The organism is Streptomyces sp. NBC_01306, assembly GCF_026340465.1.
Lineage (GTDB): Bacteria > Actinomycetota > Actinomycetes > Streptomycetales > Streptomycetaceae > Streptomyces.
On record NZ_JAPEPC010000001.1, the window covers coordinates 898,760 to 915,520 of the forward strand.

Annotated in this window: 18 protein-coding genes; 5 read left to right on the forward strand and 13 right to left on the reverse strand. The window is 72.0% G+C overall.

Going from position 1 to position 16,761, the window contains the following annotated elements; all coding sequences use genetic code 11:
- Positions 1-57: 57 nt before the first annotated feature.
- From OG385_RS03935 to OG385_RS03965, 7 genes are all read right to left on the reverse strand, one after another.
- Positions 58-1,071, reverse strand: a complete 1,014-nt coding sequence (locus OG385_RS03935; protein ID WP_266860616.1) for a sugar ABC transporter permease — start codon at positions 1,069-1,071, stop codon at positions 58-60.
- Positions 1,072-1,409: 338 nt separating this feature from the next.
- Positions 1,410-2,138, reverse strand: a complete 729-nt coding sequence (locus OG385_RS03940) for a 4'-phosphopantetheinyl transferase (RefSeq protein WP_266851859.1) — start codon at positions 2,136-2,138, stop codon at positions 1,410-1,412.
- 8 nt (positions 2,139-2,146) lie between these two features.
- Entirely contained in the window at positions 2,147-2,767 is a 621-nt protein-coding gene (locus OG385_RS03945) for a TetR family transcriptional regulator (RefSeq protein WP_266851861.1), read from the reverse strand.
- Positions 2,768-2,903: 136 nt separating this feature from the next.
- Positions 2,904-3,311, reverse strand: a complete 408-nt coding sequence (gene msrB / locus OG385_RS03950) for a peptide-methionine (R)-S-oxide reductase MsrB (protein WP_266851863.1) — start codon at positions 3,309-3,311, stop codon at positions 2,904-2,906.
- Positions 3,312-3,320: 9 nt separating this feature from the next.
- The gene (gene murC / locus OG385_RS03955; protein ID WP_266851864.1) at positions 3,321-4,715 is read right to left on the reverse strand and encodes a UDP-N-acetylmuramate--L-alanine ligase; all 1,395 of its coding nucleotides are present in this window, start codon (positions 4,713-4,715) and stop codon (positions 3,321-3,323) included.
- Positions 4,716-4,760: 45 nt separating this feature from the next.
- Positions 4,761-5,231, reverse strand: coding sequence for an indole-3-glycerol phosphate synthase (locus OG385_RS03960; RefSeq protein ID WP_266851865.1), 471 nt, complete (start codon positions 5,229-5,231; stop codon positions 4,761-4,763).
- Positions 5,232-5,335: 104 nt separating this feature from the next.
- Positions 5,336-6,133, reverse strand: coding sequence for a pyrimidine reductase family protein (locus OG385_RS03965; protein WP_266851867.1), 798 nt, complete (start codon positions 6,131-6,133; stop codon positions 5,336-5,338).
- An 8-nt stretch (positions 6,134-6,141) separates the two neighbouring features.
- Here OG385_RS03965 and zapE point away from each other — a divergent pair, with 8 nt between their 5' ends.
- Both zapE and OG385_RS03975 read left to right on the forward strand, forming a co-directional pair.
- Entirely contained in the window at positions 6,142-7,239 is a 1,098-nt protein-coding gene (zapE, locus tag OG385_RS03970) for a cell division protein ZapE (RefSeq protein ID WP_266851869.1), read from the forward strand.
- Positions 7,240-7,282: 43 nt separating this feature from the next.
- Positions 7,283-7,708, forward strand: coding sequence for an OsmC family protein (locus OG385_RS03975; protein WP_266851870.1), 426 nt, complete (start codon positions 7,283-7,285; stop codon positions 7,706-7,708).
- Positions 7,709-7,751: 43 nt separating this feature from the next.
- On the opposite strand, the gene OG385_RS03980 is transcribed toward OG385_RS03975, so the two are convergent.
- The 4 genes from OG385_RS03980 to OG385_RS03995 form a co-directional block, all read right to left on the reverse strand.
- Positions 7,752-7,973 (reverse strand): hypothetical protein, encoded by a 222-nt coding sequence (locus tag OG385_RS03980; RefSeq protein WP_266851872.1) that lies wholly within the window; start codon positions 7,971-7,973, stop codon positions 7,752-7,754.
- 83 nt (positions 7,974-8,056) lie between these two features.
- Positions 8,057-8,725: an ABC transporter gene (locus tag OG385_RS03985; protein WP_266851874.1), complete on the reverse strand. Its 669-nt coding sequence runs from the start codon at positions 8,723-8,725 to the stop codon at positions 8,057-8,059.
- Positions 8,722-9,591 carry an ATP-binding cassette domain-containing protein gene (locus OG385_RS03990; protein ID WP_266860618.1) on the reverse strand — a complete coding sequence of 290 codons (870 nt, stop codon included), beginning with the start codon at positions 9,589-9,591 and terminating at the stop codon, positions 8,722-8,724. The genes OG385_RS03985 and OG385_RS03990 overlap by 4 nt, the downstream gene beginning before the upstream one ends.
- Entirely contained in the window at positions 9,588-10,265 is a 678-nt protein-coding gene (locus OG385_RS03995; RefSeq protein WP_266851876.1) for an AIM24 family protein, read from the reverse strand. Before OG385_RS03995 ends, OG385_RS03990 begins: the two co-directional genes overlap by 4 nt.
- A 114-nt stretch (positions 10,266-10,379) precedes the next feature.
- Here OG385_RS03995 and OG385_RS04000 point away from each other — a divergent pair, with 114 nt between their 5' ends.
- From OG385_RS04000 to OG385_RS04010, 3 genes are all read left to right on the forward strand, one after another.
- On the forward strand, positions 10,380-11,105 hold the full coding sequence (locus OG385_RS04000; protein ID WP_266851878.1) for a peptidyl-tRNA hydrolase: 726 nt from the start codon (positions 10,380-10,382) through the stop codon (positions 11,103-11,105).
- 169 nt (positions 11,106-11,274) lie between these two features.
- The gene (locus tag OG385_RS04005; RefSeq protein ID WP_266851880.1) at positions 11,275-12,705 is read left to right on the forward strand and encodes a DUF692 domain-containing protein; all 1,431 of its coding nucleotides are present in this window, start codon (positions 11,275-11,277) and stop codon (positions 12,703-12,705) included.
- A gap of 136 nt (positions 12,706-12,841) precedes the next feature.
- Positions 12,842-14,500, forward strand: coding sequence for an alpha/beta hydrolase (locus OG385_RS04010; protein ID WP_266851882.1), 1,659 nt, complete (start codon positions 12,842-12,844; stop codon positions 14,498-14,500).
- Positions 14,501-14,530: 30 nt separating this feature from the next.
- Here the strand turns inward: OG385_RS04010 and hemQ are convergent, their stop codons facing one another.
- Both hemQ and hemG read right to left on the reverse strand, forming a co-directional pair.
- Complete coding sequence (gene hemQ / locus OG385_RS04015) at positions 14,531-15,268, reverse strand: hydrogen peroxide-dependent heme synthase (protein ID WP_266851883.1); 738 nt, start codon at positions 15,266-15,268, stop codon at positions 14,531-14,533.
- Positions 15,269-15,272: 4 nt separating this feature from the next.
- Complete coding sequence (hemG, locus tag OG385_RS04020; protein WP_266851885.1) at positions 15,273-16,694, reverse strand: protoporphyrinogen oxidase; 1,422 nt, start codon at positions 16,692-16,694, stop codon at positions 15,273-15,275.
- Positions 16,695-16,761: the final 67 nt, after the last annotated feature.

Genomic DNA, 16,761 nt, shown 5'->3' on the forward strand with positions numbered 1-16,761 from the left:
GCCCGCCGGACCGCAGCCGGGCCAGGTAGTTCTCTCGCTTCGGAGCGACTGACGTGGTCATCGGTAGACCCCCTGCTCACCGAAGCGGTGCGCCAGCTTGTTCGCCGCGATGATCAGCCCGAGGCCGATCACGCCCTTCATCAGCCCTGCGGCCGTGCTCATGCCCCAGTCCCCGTCGATCACACCGTGGTAGTAGACGTAGGTGTCGAGCACTTCTGACGCATCGGGTCCCACCGCGTCGCGCTGGAGCAGCATCTGCTCGAAACCGACCGAGAGAATGTCGCCGAGGCGCAGGATCAGCATCATGATGATCACCGGCCGGATCCCGGGCAGGGTGACGTGCCACATGCGCCGCCAGGTGCCCGCGCCGTCCATCGCGGCCGACTCGTACTGCGTCATGTCGATGGAGGCCATCGCGGCGAGGAAGATGATCGCGCCGTAGCCGCAGTCCTTCCAGATCATCTCCGAGGTGACGAGCACCTTGAAGGTGTCCGGGTTGCTCATGATGTTGCCGACCGCGAGGCCGTGGTTCTGCAGCAGGCTGGTGACCGTGCCGGTACCGCCGAACACCTGCTGGAACATCGCCACGACCACGACCCAGGACAGGAAGTGCGGGAGGTACACGACGGTCTGGACGAGCCGCCTGACCTTCTCCCCGACCAGGGAGTTGAGCAGCAGCGCCAGGGCGATGGGGGCCGGGAAGTAGAGGATCAGCTGGAGGACGGTGATCTCCAGCGTGTTCCGCACGGCGGACCAGAACTCCGGCTGGGCGAGCAGTGCGGTGAAGTTCTGGAAGCCGACGAACGGGCTCGACTTGAAGCCGAGGAACGGCTGGTAGTCCTGGAACGCGACGACGTTGCCGGCCAGCGGCAGATAGAAGAACACCGCGAAGTACAGGACGCCCGGCACACACAGCAGCAGAAGCATGCGGTCACGCCGGAACCGCTGACGGAACGACGTCCGCCCGCGAGGGCGCCCGGCCGGGGTTGCGACCGGGGAAGACGGCTTGTCGTCAGGGGCTTCCGACTGAGATGTGTCCGGACGGGGCGAAGTGGGCGCAGCGGCCGACACAGTCACCTCCGCGTAGAGGGTGGTCAGGGGGACGCAGACCTGCCGAACCCCGTCCAAAAGCGGAATCTGGTGTTCTGGCCTGCAAGATGCACTGATCCTGCACTGTCATGGCCGGAAATGACAAGAGCTGCTCGGAAAAACCTTTGACAGCGCAGTTACGAGCACGTTTCACGCACTCTTCGAGCACGGAACGGTCTCTGACCTGCACGGCGGCGGGGGCGCGGGGTCGCCTCAGCGGCCCCCGCCCCAACTGGGCTGCGGAGGAACGGAGTACACGCGCGGGCGGGGTGTCCGAGAACTGTCGCTTCAGAGAACCGGAGTACGCGCGGGCGTCGGCATCAGTGGCCGACGGCGACCGCGGTACGGATCAGTCCGTCCTGAATCGTCCACGTTCCGTCGAACCCGGCGAGCGCCTTCCCGGCGACCACGGGGCCGGGCACGAGCAACCGTGCGGTGAACGTGCCCGCGTCCGGGTCCGGGGTGATCACGGCATCCTCGAAACCGAGCCACCGGCCGGTGATCGGGTACCAGGCCTTGTACACACTCTCCTTTGCGCTGAAGAGCAGCCGGTCCCAGCAGACCTCCGGGCGCCGGGCGGCCAGCTCCAGCAGATGCCGACGCTCCTCGGCCACCGTGACCAGCCGCAACTCCCCCTCCCCCGGCATCGGGAGGTGCGGTTCGGCGTCCATGCCCAGCGAGACCACGTCGGCCGCGCGGGCCACGGCGGCCGCACGGTACCCGGCGCAGTGCGTCATGGCGCCGACGATCCCGGCGGGCCACAGCGGCTCGCCCCGCGCACCGCGCAGGATGGCGGCGGGCGCCACACCCAGCTGGGCCAGCGCCGCGCGGGCGCAGGCCCGCGCCGTCGCGAACTCGGCCCTGCGGGAGGGCACCGCGCGCGCCACCAGCTGTTCTTCCCCGGGGAGCAGCGGGGCTGTCTCCGCGGGGTCGCCGTAGGACTCGACGAGCACGACCGGACCGGTCCGCGACTCCTCCGCGCCCGGTGCGGACGGCCCGAACCTGCCGGTCCTCAGACCGGGCCCGGGGGTGCCCCCCGGCTGTGTCATCCGCACGGTCAGATCCTCAAACCATCGGAGAGCAGGGACAGTTGGCGGTCGAAAAGCTCGGCGAGGTCCTCGGCGCCGCCGCCCTCCGTCCAGTACCGGACGACCGCCGAGAAGACAGCGGTGATCGCCGCGGCGGCGCAGTGCACCTCAAGGTCGCCCGGTTCGCGGCCCGTTCGCTCCACGATCAGCGCGGCGACGGCGTCCTGGCTGCGCAGCTGTTCCTCCGCCGCACGCACCCTGATGGCCGGGACGGCGAAGGCGAGCCGGGTCCTGAACAGCAGCTCTTCCCGGTCGGCGCCCAGGAGTTGGGCCAGCGAGCCGGTGAACGCGTGCCGGAGGGCGTCCACGACCGGTTCGCCGGCCGGCCGGGACTTCAGCGCCTCGGCGAGCACCGGGGTGTACTCGTCGACGAGGACCACGTCCTCCTTGGTGGGGAAGTACCGGAAGAAGGTGCTGGGCGAGACCTCGGCCGCCTCGGCGATCCGGTCGACCGTCGTCGCCGCGTACCCCTGCTCGGCGAAGAGGCGGTACGCCTCCCGCCGGATGGTCTGCCGGGTCTTCAGCTTCTTGCGCTCGCGCAGCCCGGGAGCGGGCGTCGCGGAGGCGGTCGGGGTCTCCGTGGGGCTCATACCGGTGATTCTCCGTGCCCGGGCCCCCGGCCGGCCACCTCGGGGGCCGCTTCCGCGGTCCCGGCCGGGAGGGGACGGACACGGGCAGGGGCCCGGCCCGCGGCGCCGACGGCCGCGGGCCCCTGCCCGGTAACTCTCAGCCCGCGTCCGGTGTCAGCCGCAGCGAGATGGAGTTGATGCAGTACCGCTGGTCGGTCGGGGTCGGATAGCCCTCCCCCTCGAAGACGTGCCCGAGGTGTGAGCCGCACTTCGCGCAGCGCACCTCGATCCGGCGCATCCCGTGCGAGCGGTCCTCGATCAGTTCGACCGCGTCCGTGTCCTTCGGGTCGTAGAAGGACGGCCAGCCGCAGTGCGATTCGAACTTGGTGTCCGAGCGGAAGAGCTCGGCGTCACAGGCCCGGCACGAGTAGACACCGGTCGTCTTCGTGTCCGTGTACTCGCCGACGAAGGCGGGTTCGGTGCCGGCCTTGCGCAGCACGGCGTACTCCGCTTCGGACAGCTCCGCCCGCCACTGCTCGTCCGGCTTCTCGATGTCGTACGGCATGGGGCTCCCTCAGCTCGACAGGTGGTCCAGGATCCGCGGGCCGAGGTCGGTGACGTCGCCCGCTCCCATGGTGAGAACGAGATCACCGGGCTTCGCCATTCCCGCGACGGTCGCGGGGACCTGCTCCTTGTCATGGACGGCCGTGACGTCGGCGCCTGCCGCGCGGGCGGCGTCGATGATCAGCTCGCTGGTGATGCCCGGGATCGGGTCCTCGCGGGCCGGGTAGATGTCCAGGACCACCGAGGCGTCCGCGAGACGGAGCGCCTGGCCCATCTCGATGCCCAGTTCCTGGGTACGGGAGAACAGGTGGGGCTGGAAGACCACGAGGATCCGCGCGTCACCGACCGCGCCGCGCATGGCTTCGAGGTCGGCGGTCATCTCGGTGGGGTGGTGGGCGTACGAGTCGACGACCTGGACCCCCGCCGCCTCGCCCTTGAGCTGGAGGCGGCGTTTGACCCCGGTGTACTTGCCGAGCGCGGACGCCAGGTTGTGCGCCGGGATACCGAGGGCGACACCGGCCGCCAGAGCGGCGACCGCGTTGTGGGCGTAGTGACGGCCGGGGACGGAGACCGTGAAGGTCAGGAACTTCCCGTTGAGCAGGACCGTGACCTCGCTGGTCAGACCGCGCGGGGTGACCTTGTGGACGCGGACGTCGGCGGTTTCGGACGCCCCGTAGGTGACGACCTTCAGGGTGGAGAGGTCGCGGACCCGGGCGGTCAGTTCGACCGCACCCGGCTGGTCGGCGTTGATCACCAGGGTGCCGCCGGGGACGATCTTGCCCACGAAGGTCTCGAAGGAGTCGTAGATCTCGTCCATCGAGGCGTAGTTGGCGTGGTGGTCCAGCTCGACATTGAGGACGACGGCGACCTCGGGGTCGTACTTCTGGAAGCTGCGGTCGCTCTCGTCGGCCTCCGCGACGAAGATGTCGCCCGCGCCGTGCCGGGCGTTCGTGCCGGGCCCCGCGAGGTCGCCGCCGATCGCGTACGCCGGGTCGAGTGCCAGCTCGGTCAGGGCCACCGCGAGCATCGAGGTGGTCGTCGTCTTGCCGTGCGTGCCAGCCACCGCGATGGAGCGCAGCCCCGTCATCAGCGAGGCGAGCGCGTCCGAGCGGTGCACCACCGGGATGGACAGCTCCGCGGCGCGGACCAGCTCCGGGTTGTCCTCGCGGATGGCGCTGGACACGACGACACAGGTCGCGTCCTCCGCCAGATGCCCGGCCGCGTGGCCCACGTGCACCGTCACACCCAGCCCGCGCAGCGCCTCGGCGGCCGGCGAGTCACGGGCGTCGCTGCCCGCCACCCGGGCGCCGCGCTGGGCGAGGATCTTCGCGATGCCCGACATCCCGGCGCCGCCGATGCCGATGAAGTGCGGTCGGTCCATGGCGGTCGGGCTACCGGGTGCCATACGGGTGTCTCCCCAAGCTGTACGTGCGTAATGGAAGGCCCCAGCCTATTCGCTGTGCGCGAAGAGTTTGAGCACCGGTACGCCCACCTTGTGACGGGCTCGCGAGGCCCAGTCCCGGTGGAAGAACTCCTCCACGTAGTGCGGCGCGGTCAGCACGATCACCTCATCGGCCGACTGCTCCGCGACCACGGACTGCAGCAGATCGAGCGGATGCTCCTCGACGACCCGCCCGGTCGCCTTGCAGCCGGTGGCCCGCAGCGCCTCCAGCGACTGCAGGAGCGCCGACTCCGCCGGGACCCGCGCCTCCTGCCCTTCCGGCACCTCGGTCTCGCGTCCCGCCTCGTCGAGCTCGCCCAGGGCCACGTCGTCGATCGCCCGGAGCAGGAAGTCCGCCTGGTCACCGCGTGGCTGCATGAGCACGATGAAGGAGACGGGTTCGTCCCCGTGCAGCGTGGTCACGAACTCCACGTCCTCGGACGTCAGTGGTTTCTCGATCATCAATACGCTCGTGAACAACTGAGGGCCCTTCTGCTGAAACCATCCTTCCCCGTGCCCGCACGGGGTCTGCGATCTAAGTCTGCCCAATGAACAGAAAGCGGAACGGTAGATTCCGCAGATTGTCAGATCCGAAGGTATCGGGCAAAAAGGAACCCGGCCTCTTCCAGCAGCGATGCCAGGGCGAACCGGTCGGGCACCGCGAGCCCCGGACCACCCACGATGCGCTGGGCGTCACCCGATGTGAGCATCGGCGAGAGCGTCAGGCACAGCTCGTCCAGCACCCCGGCCGACACGAACTGACCGAGCATCCGCGGCCCGCCCTCGGTCAGCAGCCGCCGGAAGCCGAGAGCGGCCAGCTCCCGCACGGCCCTGGCCGGGTCGACCACGCTCGCGTCCCCCGCGATCACGACCCGCGCACCGGCCTGCCGGGCCGCTTCCAGCCGGTCCGACGGGGCCCCGGCGCCGGTGACCACCAGGGTCGGCACGAGCGGAGCGGTGAACAGCGGGAGCGAGAAGTCCAGCTCCAGACTCGCGCTGACCACCGCGATGGCGGGCGCGGGGGCCTGCCCGGCCGCCTCGCGCCGCTCGGCGAAAGCCGCCCGCGCCCGCGCCGGGCGGTACCCCTCCAGACGTACCGTTTCCGCGCCGACCACCACCACATCGGCGAGCGCGCGCAGCGTGCCGAAGATCCGCATGTCCGTCTCGGTCGAGATCGGCTGGGAGCGCCCCTCGTGCTGGGCGGCGCCGTCCAGCGAGGAGACCATGTTGGCGCGCAGCCACCCACGGTCCTGTCCGGCGTCCACCGGATACGCGTAGGCCTCGGCAAGCTCGTCCAGGCTCCACTCACGAGCGGCCCCGCCGGGCTGCTCCGTTCCGGGAGCGGCAGCTGTCTGGTCGGTCACAGGGAGCAGGCGTCGCATGTCAGGCAGTGTGGCATGGCCATTACCCTGGGGTCGTGTCGTCGCCCATAGCTGAAGTGGTCCCCCAGTCCCTCTGCGCCCGCGAGCCGCGCGTCCCCGCCGACCGTCTGGTCGCCGAGATGGTGCCGCCGCCGCGCTTCGACTCGGTCCGCTTCGATACGTACGTACCGGACCCGAACCAGCCGAGCCAGAGCGAGGCGGTGACCGTGCTCAGCGCCTTCGCCGCGGGACTCGGCGGGGCGACGGCCAGCGGCTCGGGCCGCAAGCGCTGGTTCGGCGGCCGCAAGCCCGCCGCGCCCGCCGGGCCGCGCGGTGTCTATCTCGACGGCGGTTACGGCGTCGGCAAGACCCATCTGCTCGCCTCCCTCTGGCACGCGACGCCCGCCCCGGCGGAGCACAAGGCGTTCGGCACCTTCGTCGAGCTGACGAACCTGGTCGGCGCGCTGGGCTTCCAGCAGACCGTACGGACGCTGAGCGGCCACCGGCTGCTCTGCATCGACGAGTTCGAACTGGACGACCCGGGCGACACCGTCCTCGTCTCCTCGCTGCTCAGCAGGCTGGTCGAGGCGGGTGTCGCGCTCGCCGCCACCTCCAACACACTGCCGGGCAAGCTCGGTGAGGGCCGGTTCGCGGCAGCCGACTTCCTGCGGGAGATCCAGGGGCTCTCGGCCCACTTCAGGCCGCTGCGGATCGACGGCGACGACTACCGCCACCGGGGTCTGCCCGAGGCCCCGGCCCCGTACGACGACGAGCAGGTCACCAAGGCGGCGTACGCGACCGCCGGGGCCTCGCTCGACCCCTTCCCCGCTCTCCTCGACCATGTCGCCCGGATCCACCCGAGCCGCTACGGCGCACTGACCGAGGGCATCAGCGCGGTCTGCCTCACGGGTGTGGAGCCGGTGGGCGACCAGTCGACGGCGCTGCGTCTGGTCGTACTCGCCGACCGGCTCTACGACCGGGAGGTCCCGGTTCTCGCCTCCGGGCTCCCCTTCGACCGGCTCTTCAGTGACGAGATGCTGAACGGCGGATACCGGAAGAAGTACTTCCGGGCGATCTCCCGGCTGACGGCGCTGGCACGCGACGCGAAGCCGCTAGTGGGCCAGTAGGTTGGAGATCCGCCACCGGATCCGCCACCTGAAGGGAATCAACATGGCCACCACGCGTGTCGCTCACACGGTCTGGGAGGGCGAGCTCTTCAAGGGCTCGGGCACGGTCACCTTCGACACATCGGGCATCGGCGACTACCCGGTCACCTGGGCCTCCCGCGCCGAGACGGCGAACGGCAGGACCAGCCCGGAGGAGCTCATCGCGGCCGCGCACTCCAGCTGCTTCTCGATGGCCCTCTCGAACGGCCTGACCGGCGCGGGCAATCCGCCCGCCAGGCTGACCACGCAGGCGGAGGTCACCTTCCAGCCGGGCGAGGGCATCACCGGTATCCACCTCACCGTGGAGGGCGAGGTTCCCGGCATCGATGCGGACGGCTTCACCGCTGCGGCCGAGGACGCCAAGGCCAACTGCCCGGTCAGCCAGGCCCTCACGGGTACGAAGATCACGCTCACCGCCAAGCTGAGCTGAGCCGCCCGCCCCGCCGGCCGGGCGCACCCCGGCCGGCCCGCGCTCAGCCGGAGCAGGCGGTCCGGCCCGCTTCCTGCCACTCGCAGACGGGGCAGAGCGTCGCACCGCGCGTCGACTCCGGGTACTCGGTCGGCTTGCGGCACAGCACGCACTCGGCATACGAAGGGCCGCCCGGCACGGTCTCGTCCGCGGGTGGTGCGGATGGTGTGGATGCGGGTGTTGCGGGCGCGGGTGCCGCAGGGGTCTCGCAGTAGGACTCGTCCATGCGTACGAGCGTACTCAGCCGGGCCCCTGCTCTTCGCGGTGCCGGCCGCACTCAGCCGGACCCTGTCCGGCCGGGCCCCTGCTTCAGCCCCGTCGTGCGGCGAGCGCGCTCGCGCCGGTGGCCGCCAGGGCTGCGACCAGCACCGCGAAGAGCAGGGGCAGCACCGGGGTGTGCACAGTGCCGGTCCGCGACCCGGAGACCAGGCCGTACACCGCCGACCTGGCGGGTGAGCCCCCGGTGACCAGCAGCAGGAGCGCGGCGAGTGAGGTGGCCGCGACCGACCAGCCCCTGCCGTGCAGCACCGGGCGGGTGAGGACCGCGCCCGCAGCGGCGCCGGTCAGCGCGCAGACGAACGAGGCGAGCAGCCCGGCCACCCCGGCCGGGAACAGTGGAACGGCCACCTGGTGGCTGGTGTCGGTCGGCGAGCTGATCAGCGTGATCACCAGGGTGCCCGCGCAGCCGAGCAGGGCCGCGCACCCCGCGGCGACGCCCAGCGAGGCGAGATGGCCCCGGCGCGGGCTCGTCGCGGCTGCGACGCAGTCGCGGGCGGCCGCCGGTTCCTGGTTGACGCAGATCCGCACCAGCCAGGCCGCGACCGGCAGCAGCGCGGCGGCGGCGTAACCGAGCGAGTCGAGCACCGGATCGCCGCTCCCGGCGCCCACCGCGAGGAAGATCCCGTACAGCAGGACGGGCGCCAGCCAGCGCTGGGAGCGGAGCAGCAGAGCCGCCTGGTAGCGGAGGAGTGCGGTCATCGTTCCCCGTCGGTGAGCGGCTCCGCGAGGGAGCCGGCGGCGGTGACCGCGCGGATGTGCCAGGGCGGGCCCGCCGCGAGCAGGGCGCGCAGCAGGGCGTCGGAGTACGCGGCGGAGACGGTGAACACCGTGGTGTCCGCCCGGCTTTCGTGCACCGGGTTTCCCGGCAGCCCGGCGGGTACCACCGCTCCCGGCGGCCCGCCGGCCTCGATCCGGACCATGCTCCCCCGGGCCGCGGCCGACTGTCCCGGCACCGCCGGGACCTGGACGAGCGAGGTCCCCTCGACCCGTAGTCGCAGGTCGGCCGCGTCCGCCAGACGCTGCGGATCGTGGTCGACGAAGACAGCCGTGGCACCGGCCGCGACCCGCTCGGCGACCGCCCGGTCGAGCTCCGCACGGGCCGCGGTGTCCAGGCCGGTCCAGGCCTCGTCGAGGATCAGCAACTCCGGCCCGGCCAGCAGCGCCTGGGCGACCGCGACCTTCTGAGCGGTGCCCTTGGACAGTTCACCGAGCGGTGTACGGGCATGGCCCGCCGCCCCGAAGCGGGTCAGCCACTCCTCGGCGCGCGCCGCAGCGTCCGCCCGCCGCAGGCCGTGGATCCGGCCGAGGTGGACGAGGTAGCCGGTGGCGGTGAACGGCAGGGCGGCGGAGAAGCGTTCGGGGACGTACGCGGTACGGGGACGGCCGGTGATCCGGCCCGCCGTCGGGGTGTCGATCCCGGCGAGCAGCCGGAGCAGGGTGGATTTCCCGCTGCCGTTGGGGCCTTCGACCCGGACCAGCGCGCGTGCGGGCAGGTCGAGGACCACCCCGCGCAGCACCCAGGGGCCGCCGAGGCCGTACCGGCGGCCCACCGCTTCGAGCCTCAGTGCTGCTGCGGTTTCTCGGGCTTGGCCTCGCTGGGCCGTACGATCACGAATCCCTCGCCCTGGAGCATCAGTTGGACGGCCTCACCGGAGCCGCCGCGGATCATGGAGCCGATCGACTGCGAGCGGTGCAGCGAGGTCTGCAGGTGGGCGGACCAGCCGACGACGGCGTCGGTGTCGACGTAGACCGGCTGCTGCGGGGTGACCGGGATGACGATGGGGTTGCCCTCGCAGATCAGCCCGAGCTTGCCGTAACCGGTGAAGAGGCTGTTGAAGAGCCCGCCGCCCGCGATGCCGGAGCCCTTCACGGTCTTGATCTCGTACGAGAGCGTGGAGTCGAAGCACAGGACGTTGCGGCCGTTGATGGTGAGCGCGTCGCCCTGCTCCACGTCGACGATGAAGCAGTTCGCCGCCTCGTGCGCGAACCAGGCCTCGCCCTGCCCGGTGACGGACATCAGCGGCAGCCCCTCGCCGGTGACGGCGCGCTTGAGCATTCCGCCTATGCCCTGGCCCTTGCGCTCGAACTGGAGATTCCCCCGGTAAGCGATCATCGCGCCCTGCCGCGCGAGCATGTCACCGTTGACGGTGTACTTGATCGACTTGGCGTTCTGCAGGGTCATGCCGGGGGCAGTCGCCTGCTGCGCCATGTACTCGGTCTGGAAAAGATCGCTCTTCATGGGGGCATCCTCACCCGGAAGATTCCCCTCCGCCAAGAATCGGTGGAGCACCGCCGGGAATCCAGGGGGAATCCGCGGGAAATCCGCTGGCACCCGACTGGCAGACTGGGGCGGGTGAGCAGCAACGACAGCCCTTTCCGCGCGGAGCCGACGGCACGCGACGAGGCCCCGCAGTTCGTCCTTCCGCTGGTGGTTCACATCGAGAAGGCCGAACCCCCGGCCCGTACGGACGCGCTGGAGACGGCAGCTCGTGCGGTGCTCGTGATGCTGTCGGACGAACGCTCGCTGGGTGACGGCGAGTGGGCGCAGGCGATGGCGGACTGGCAGGACGCCCGGATCCGCAAGGTCGTACGGCGGGCGCGCGGCGCCGAGTGGCGGAAGGCTTCGGCGCTGCCGGGCATCACCGTCACCGGGTCCGCGGCCGAGGTACGGGTCTTCCCTCCGGTGCCGCTGGACGGCTGGCCGAAGGAGCTGGCGAAGCTCCAGGTCAGCGGCACCGACCTGGACGATCCCGAGCTGCTGCCCGCGCCGGACCGCACCGCGCCGGTCATCTGGCTCAACCCTCAGCTGGACATGTCGGCAGGCAAGTCGATGGCGCAGACCGGCCATGGCGCACAGCTCGCCTGGTGGGAGCTTTCGGACGCCGAGCGGGACGCGTGGCGGGCCGCCGGGTTCCCGCTGTCGGTGCGGACGGCGGCTCCTGGGCACTGGGGCGAACTGACCGCGAGCGGGCTGCCGGTCGTGCATGACGCGGGGTTCACCGAGATCGCGCCCGGGGAGACCGTCGCGGTCGAAGGGGGCAGCCGCTTCTGCCCGCTCCCGCGGGGACGACGGCCGTAGGCGGGCCGCCGGGGAACCGGGCTCCGGTACGCGATCGCGACGCTCGTGTGGGGCGTGCCCGCCGGGAACCTCAAATCAAGCTCTGAACGTCCCATCGGGTGGATTCACCGCGGCCCCGCGGGGTCATCACCCCCGCACGCGCCGCGATTGCGGCGGCGGAGGGGGAACCATGGGAACCATCGAGAAGCTGGGCACCGGTATCGGATGGCGGCCGGAGATCGCCACGGCGGTGGAGGAGCTGCCGGGCATCGACTGGGTCGAGGTGGTCGCGGAGAACCTCTGCCCCAGCCATCTCCCGGACTCTCTGCTGCGGCTGCGCGAGCGCGGGGTGACGGTGGTTCCGCACGGTGTCTCACTGGGCGTCGGCGGCGCCGAGCGCCCGGCTGCCGACCGGCTCGCCGCGCTGGCCGAGCGGGCCCTCCTGCTGGAGTCGCCGCTGGTCACGGAGCACATCGCCTTCGTCAGGGCCGGCGGCCCGCTCACCGCGTCCCCCGGTCTGGAGGCCGGCCATCTGCTGCCGGTCCCGCGCACCTGGGACGCGCTGCATGTGCTGTGCGAGAACGTCAGGGCCGCCCAGGACGCCCTGCCGGTCCCGCTCGCCCTGGAGAACATCGCCGCGCTGATCTCCTGGCCCGACGAGGAGCTGACGGAGGGGCAGTTCCTGGCGGAACTGGTGGAGCGCACGGGCGTACGGCTGCTGATCGACGTGGCCAACCTCCACACCAACCACGTGAACCGCGGCGAGGACCCCGCGGCCGCCCTGGACGAACTCCCGGTGGAGGCCATCGCGTACGTCCATGTCGCGGGCGGTGTGGAGAAGGACGGCGTCTGGCACGACACCCATGCCCACCCGGTGACCGCGCCGGTCCTCGACGTGCTGGCACAGCTGCGGGACCGGGTGGACCCGCCGGGGGTGCTGCTGGAGCGGGACGACGACTTCCCGCCCGCGGCCGAGCTGGCCGGTGAGCTGTCCGCGATACGGGAAACCCTGGCAGCCCGGGAGGCTGTGACTGCCAGGGGGGCTGTGACCGTCAGGGAGGCTGTGACTGCCAGGGGGGCTGTGACCGTCAGGGGGGCTGTGACCGTCGGAGAGTCCGCCACTGCCCGGGAGGCTGCGGCTGTCGAAGAAACGGTCACCGTCGGAGAGTCCACCACCGCCCGGGGGACCGCCCCCGCATCCACCACCGGCCCCCGGCAGCGGCTCGCCCTCGCCGAGACCGCGCTGCTCTCCGCCCTGGTCGCGGGCACCCCTTCGCCCGAGGGCTTCGACACCCGGCGGCTCGGTGTGCAGAGCCGTGCGCTGGCCGCCAAGCGCGCCGATGTCGTGGCGCAGGTGGCCCCCGAGCTGCCCGCCCTGCTCGGCGCCGGGTACCGGACCGCTTTCCTGGCGTACGCCAAGTCCCGCCCGATGAGCGGTGGTTACCGGCGCGACGCGCTCGACTTCGCGGAACAGCTGCTCCGCGCCGGGCTCCCCGCCGACGCCGCGGCCCGGCGCCGGCTCGCCCTGTGGTGGCAGGAGCGGTCGGCCCCGCGCCGGCCGACCAGGGCGGCCAGGTTCGCCCGTGCGGCCCGGACCCGGTTCGGCCGCGCGTACCGGTGACTCCCGGCCCGTCCGCCACGGGTCGGCGGGGTCATTGACACCGACACCGCCGAACGGTCCTTTACAACGTCAGCCGCCGGACGAATTATCCCTTTTATTCAGTAGCTGCAGGAAGCAGCTGGACGAAGGGGTCCCGATGAAGGCAGTCGCGCTGTACGGAACGGCCGGTGTTCTGGTGCTGTCCGGACTGGCCGCCCTGGCCGCCGCGCCGCCGGGCAGCGCGGATGCCCCGGCCGGCACGTACGCGGACGTCGGCGGTCCGGGCGACGGGACAGCCACGGCCCCGGGCACCCGGGCGGCCGAGGCGGCGGGCACCCTGACCGCGGCCGCCCGGGCCGCCGCCGCGGGTATCGCCTTCGGCACCTGCCCGACGAGCGAGTCGCTGCCCGCGTCCGTGCGGTGCGGCAGCGTCCGGGTCCCGCTCGACTATGCCCGGCCGGACGGCGCGCAGATCTCCCTGACCGTCAGCAGGGCGCACGCCACCGGCAAGCCCGCCGACCGCCAGGGCGCACTGATCTACAACCCGGGCGGCCCCGGCGCCTCCAGCATGTACTTCCCGATGGCGGCCGCGGTCCCCGCGTGGAAGCCGCTGGCCGCCGCGTACGACCTGGTGGGGTACGCGCCGCGCGGCGTCGGCCGCTCGGCGCCGCTCTCGTGCGAGGACCCCGCCGCTTACGCGAAGCCTTCGAAAACGGCGCCGATCTACCCGTCGGAGGCGTTCAAGCAGAAGAAGATCGCCCAGGCGAAGGCCTACGCCCAGGGCTGCGCCCGCCGGGCGGGTGCGGCCCTGGGGCAGTACAACTCGCTGAACAACGCCCGGGACCTGGATGTGCTGCGGGCCGCGCTGGGCGAGCGGAAGCTGACCTTCATGGGCGCCTCGTACGGCACGTACTTCGGTGCGGTCTACGCGACGCTCTTCCCCTCGCACGTGCGCCGGATGGTCTTCGACTCGGCGGTCGACCCGGACCCCGCCAAGATCTGGTACCGCGACAACCTCGACCAGTCACTCGCCTTCGAGCGGCGCTGGACCGACTTCCGCACCTGGGTGGCGCTCCACGACAGGACGTACCACCTGGGGCGCGACGCGTCGGATGTGCTGGCGGGCTACGAGACGGCGCGGTCCCGGCTCGCGGAGCGGCCGGCGGGCGGTGTCGGCCCGGCGCAGCTGCAGAGCACCTTCCTCCAGGCCGGTTACTACGACGACGTCTGGCCGGCCACCGCCAGTGCGCTCGCGCGGTATCTGCAAGGGGACCCGAAGCCGCTGATCAAGCTGGCCGCTCCGGACCCGGCGGCGGCGAAGGCGGACGAGAACAGCACGGCGGTCTACACGGCCGTCGAGTGCAACGACGCGCAGTGGCCTGCCGACTGGCACGTCTGGGACACGGACAACACCGCGCTGGCGCGCCGGGCGCCCTTCGAGACCTGGGACAACGTCTGGATGAACCTGCCGTGCGCCTACTGGCCGGCACCGCGGCAGCAGCCGCTCGATGTCCGCAGCTCCGGCGGTGCGCTGCCGCCGACGCTGATCCTGGCCGCCGAGCGGGACGCGGCCACCCCCTACCCGGGTGCGCTGGAGCTCCAGCGGCGGCTGCGGGGGTCGGTACTGATCACTGAACGGGGCGCGGGTACGCATGGCATCGCCGGCGGCCCCAACAAGTGCGTCAACGCGTATCTGGACGACTACCTGCTGACGGGGCGGACGCCGGTGCGGCGCGCTACCTGCGCGCCGCACCCGCTGCCGGACCCGGTGTCGCTGGAGAAGCGGACGCTGCCGAGGCCGCGGCCCGCTCTCTGATCTTCCGGGTCATGGACGACCGGGTCCGCCTCAGGCGAGCCCGGCCACCAGGTCGGCCACCGACTTGCGCCGGCCGGTGAAGAAGGGAACCTCTTCGCGTACGTGCATCCGCGTCTCGGAGCCGCGCAGATGACGCATCAGGTCGACGATGCGGTACAGCTCGTCGGCCTCGAAGGCCAGCAGCCACTCGTAGTCGCCGAGCGAGAACGACGCAACCGTGTTGGCGCGCACGTCCGGGAAGCCACGGGCCATCTTGCCGTGCTCGGCGAGCATCCTGCGGCGGTCCTCGTCGGCCAGCAGGTACCAGTCGTAGGAGCGCACGAAGGGATACACCGAGACGTAGTCCCGGGGGGTCTCGTCGGCGAGGAACGCCGGAATGTGCGACTTGTTGAACTCGGCGGGGCGGTGCAGCGCCATGTTCGACCAGACCGGGTCGAGGGCGCGGCCGAGACGGGTGCGGCGGAAGAGGTTGTACGCGGTCTGGAGCTCGTCCGAGGTCTCCGCGTGCCACCAGATCATCACGTCGGCGTCGGCGCGCAGCCCGGAGACGTCGTACGTGCCGCGGACGGTGATGTCCTTGGCGGCGAGCTGGTCGAACAGCTCCTGGACCTCACCGGCCACCGCGGTGCGGTCGGTGTCGCCGGGGAGCACGTCGCGCAGCTTGAAGACGGACCACAGCGTGTAGCGCACGACCTCGTTGAGGTCCTTGGCCTTCTTGCCCGCGTTCGGGGCCTTGGGGGACGTCACGGTCTCCGGAGCATCAGTCATGCCGCTATTCTCCCGCGCCGCCGGTGGTGCCCGACGCCAGGGTTGCTGTGATCTCCTTCGCAGCCCGCTCGGCACTGGCGACACAGGCCGGAATGCCCACTCCGTCGTAGGCCGCGCCGCAGATCCGCAGGCCGGGCAGCGCGGCCACCGTGTCCCGTACCCGGGCCACCCGGGCGAGGTGGCCGACGGGGTACTGGGGCAGTCCGCCGATCCACCGGGTCACCTCGGTGGCGACCGGCTTCGCGGTGAGCCCGACGGCCTCGCCCAGGTCGCGCAGCGAGAGATCCACCAAGTCGGCGTCCTCGCGGTGCAGATGCTCCTCGTCGCCGTAGCGGCCGAGCGAGGTCCGCAGCACGACGAGCTCCGGGTCGGCGTCGGACCAGGCCCACTTGCGGCTGGAGAAGGTGGACGCCTTGATGGAGTGGCCGTCCACGGGCGGTACGAGAAATCCCGTGCCGTCGGGGAGGTTCAGCTCCGTACGGCGGAAGGCCAGGGTGACGAGCGACATCGAGGCGTACTCGACGGCGGCCAGCTCGGCGGAGGCGGCGGGCGCCTCGTCGGCCAGCAGCGCGGAGGCCGCCCAGGCCGGTACGGCGAGCACCACGGCGTCGGCCTCGATGGGGCGGCCACCGTCCTGCCCGCCGGTGCGGATCAGCCAGCCGTCCGCGGTGCGCCGCAGCTCCAGCGCGGGCCGGTGCAGCAGGACTTCGCCGCCCCGGGCGCGGACCGCGTCGGCCACGGCGGGCGGCAGGGTGCCGATGCCCCCGTCCAGTCCCATGAAGACCGGGCCCGACGCGGGGGTGACGCGCTGCTGGAGCGAGCGCACGGCGGCGCCGAGCGTGGGGTGGGTGCGGGCGGCCTCGTAGAGCGCGGGGACCGCGGCGCGCATCGAGGTGCGGTAGACGTCGCCCGCGTAGACCCCGCCGAGCAGCGGCTCGACGAGCCGGTCGACGACCTCGCGGCCCATCCGGCCGGCCACGTACTCGCCGAGTGCGATGTCCTCGCCGATCTCGGCGGGCGGCAGTTCGGCGTCCTGGCCGATCCGGCGCAGCCCCTCGTCCGAGAGCACACCGCCGAGCCGGCCCGCGTCGGCCGGTACGCCCATGACGTGGCCGGTGGGCATCGGGGTCAGCGCGCCCCTGTTCCAGAGGGCGGCGCCGCTGGTGGCGGGCGGCTGGAGCGCGTCGCCCAGACCGGCCTCACGCGCGAGCGCGACCGCCTCGGGGCGCCGGGCGAGCATCGACTCGGCGCCGAGGTCGACCCGTACGCCTTCGATCTCGCCCGTGTGGAGCTTGCCGCCGACCCGGCCGGTGCCCTCCAGCACCGTCACCCGTGCCCCGCCGCCGGTCAGCCGGAGCGCTGCCGCGAGACCCGAGATCCCGCCTCCGATGACGACGACATGAGCCGTACGCGTGTCCGCATTCATGCCCCCACTCTCTCAAATCCTTTCCGGGGTCCGAACGTCACCGTGGTCCGGTGGATCACGGGGGGCG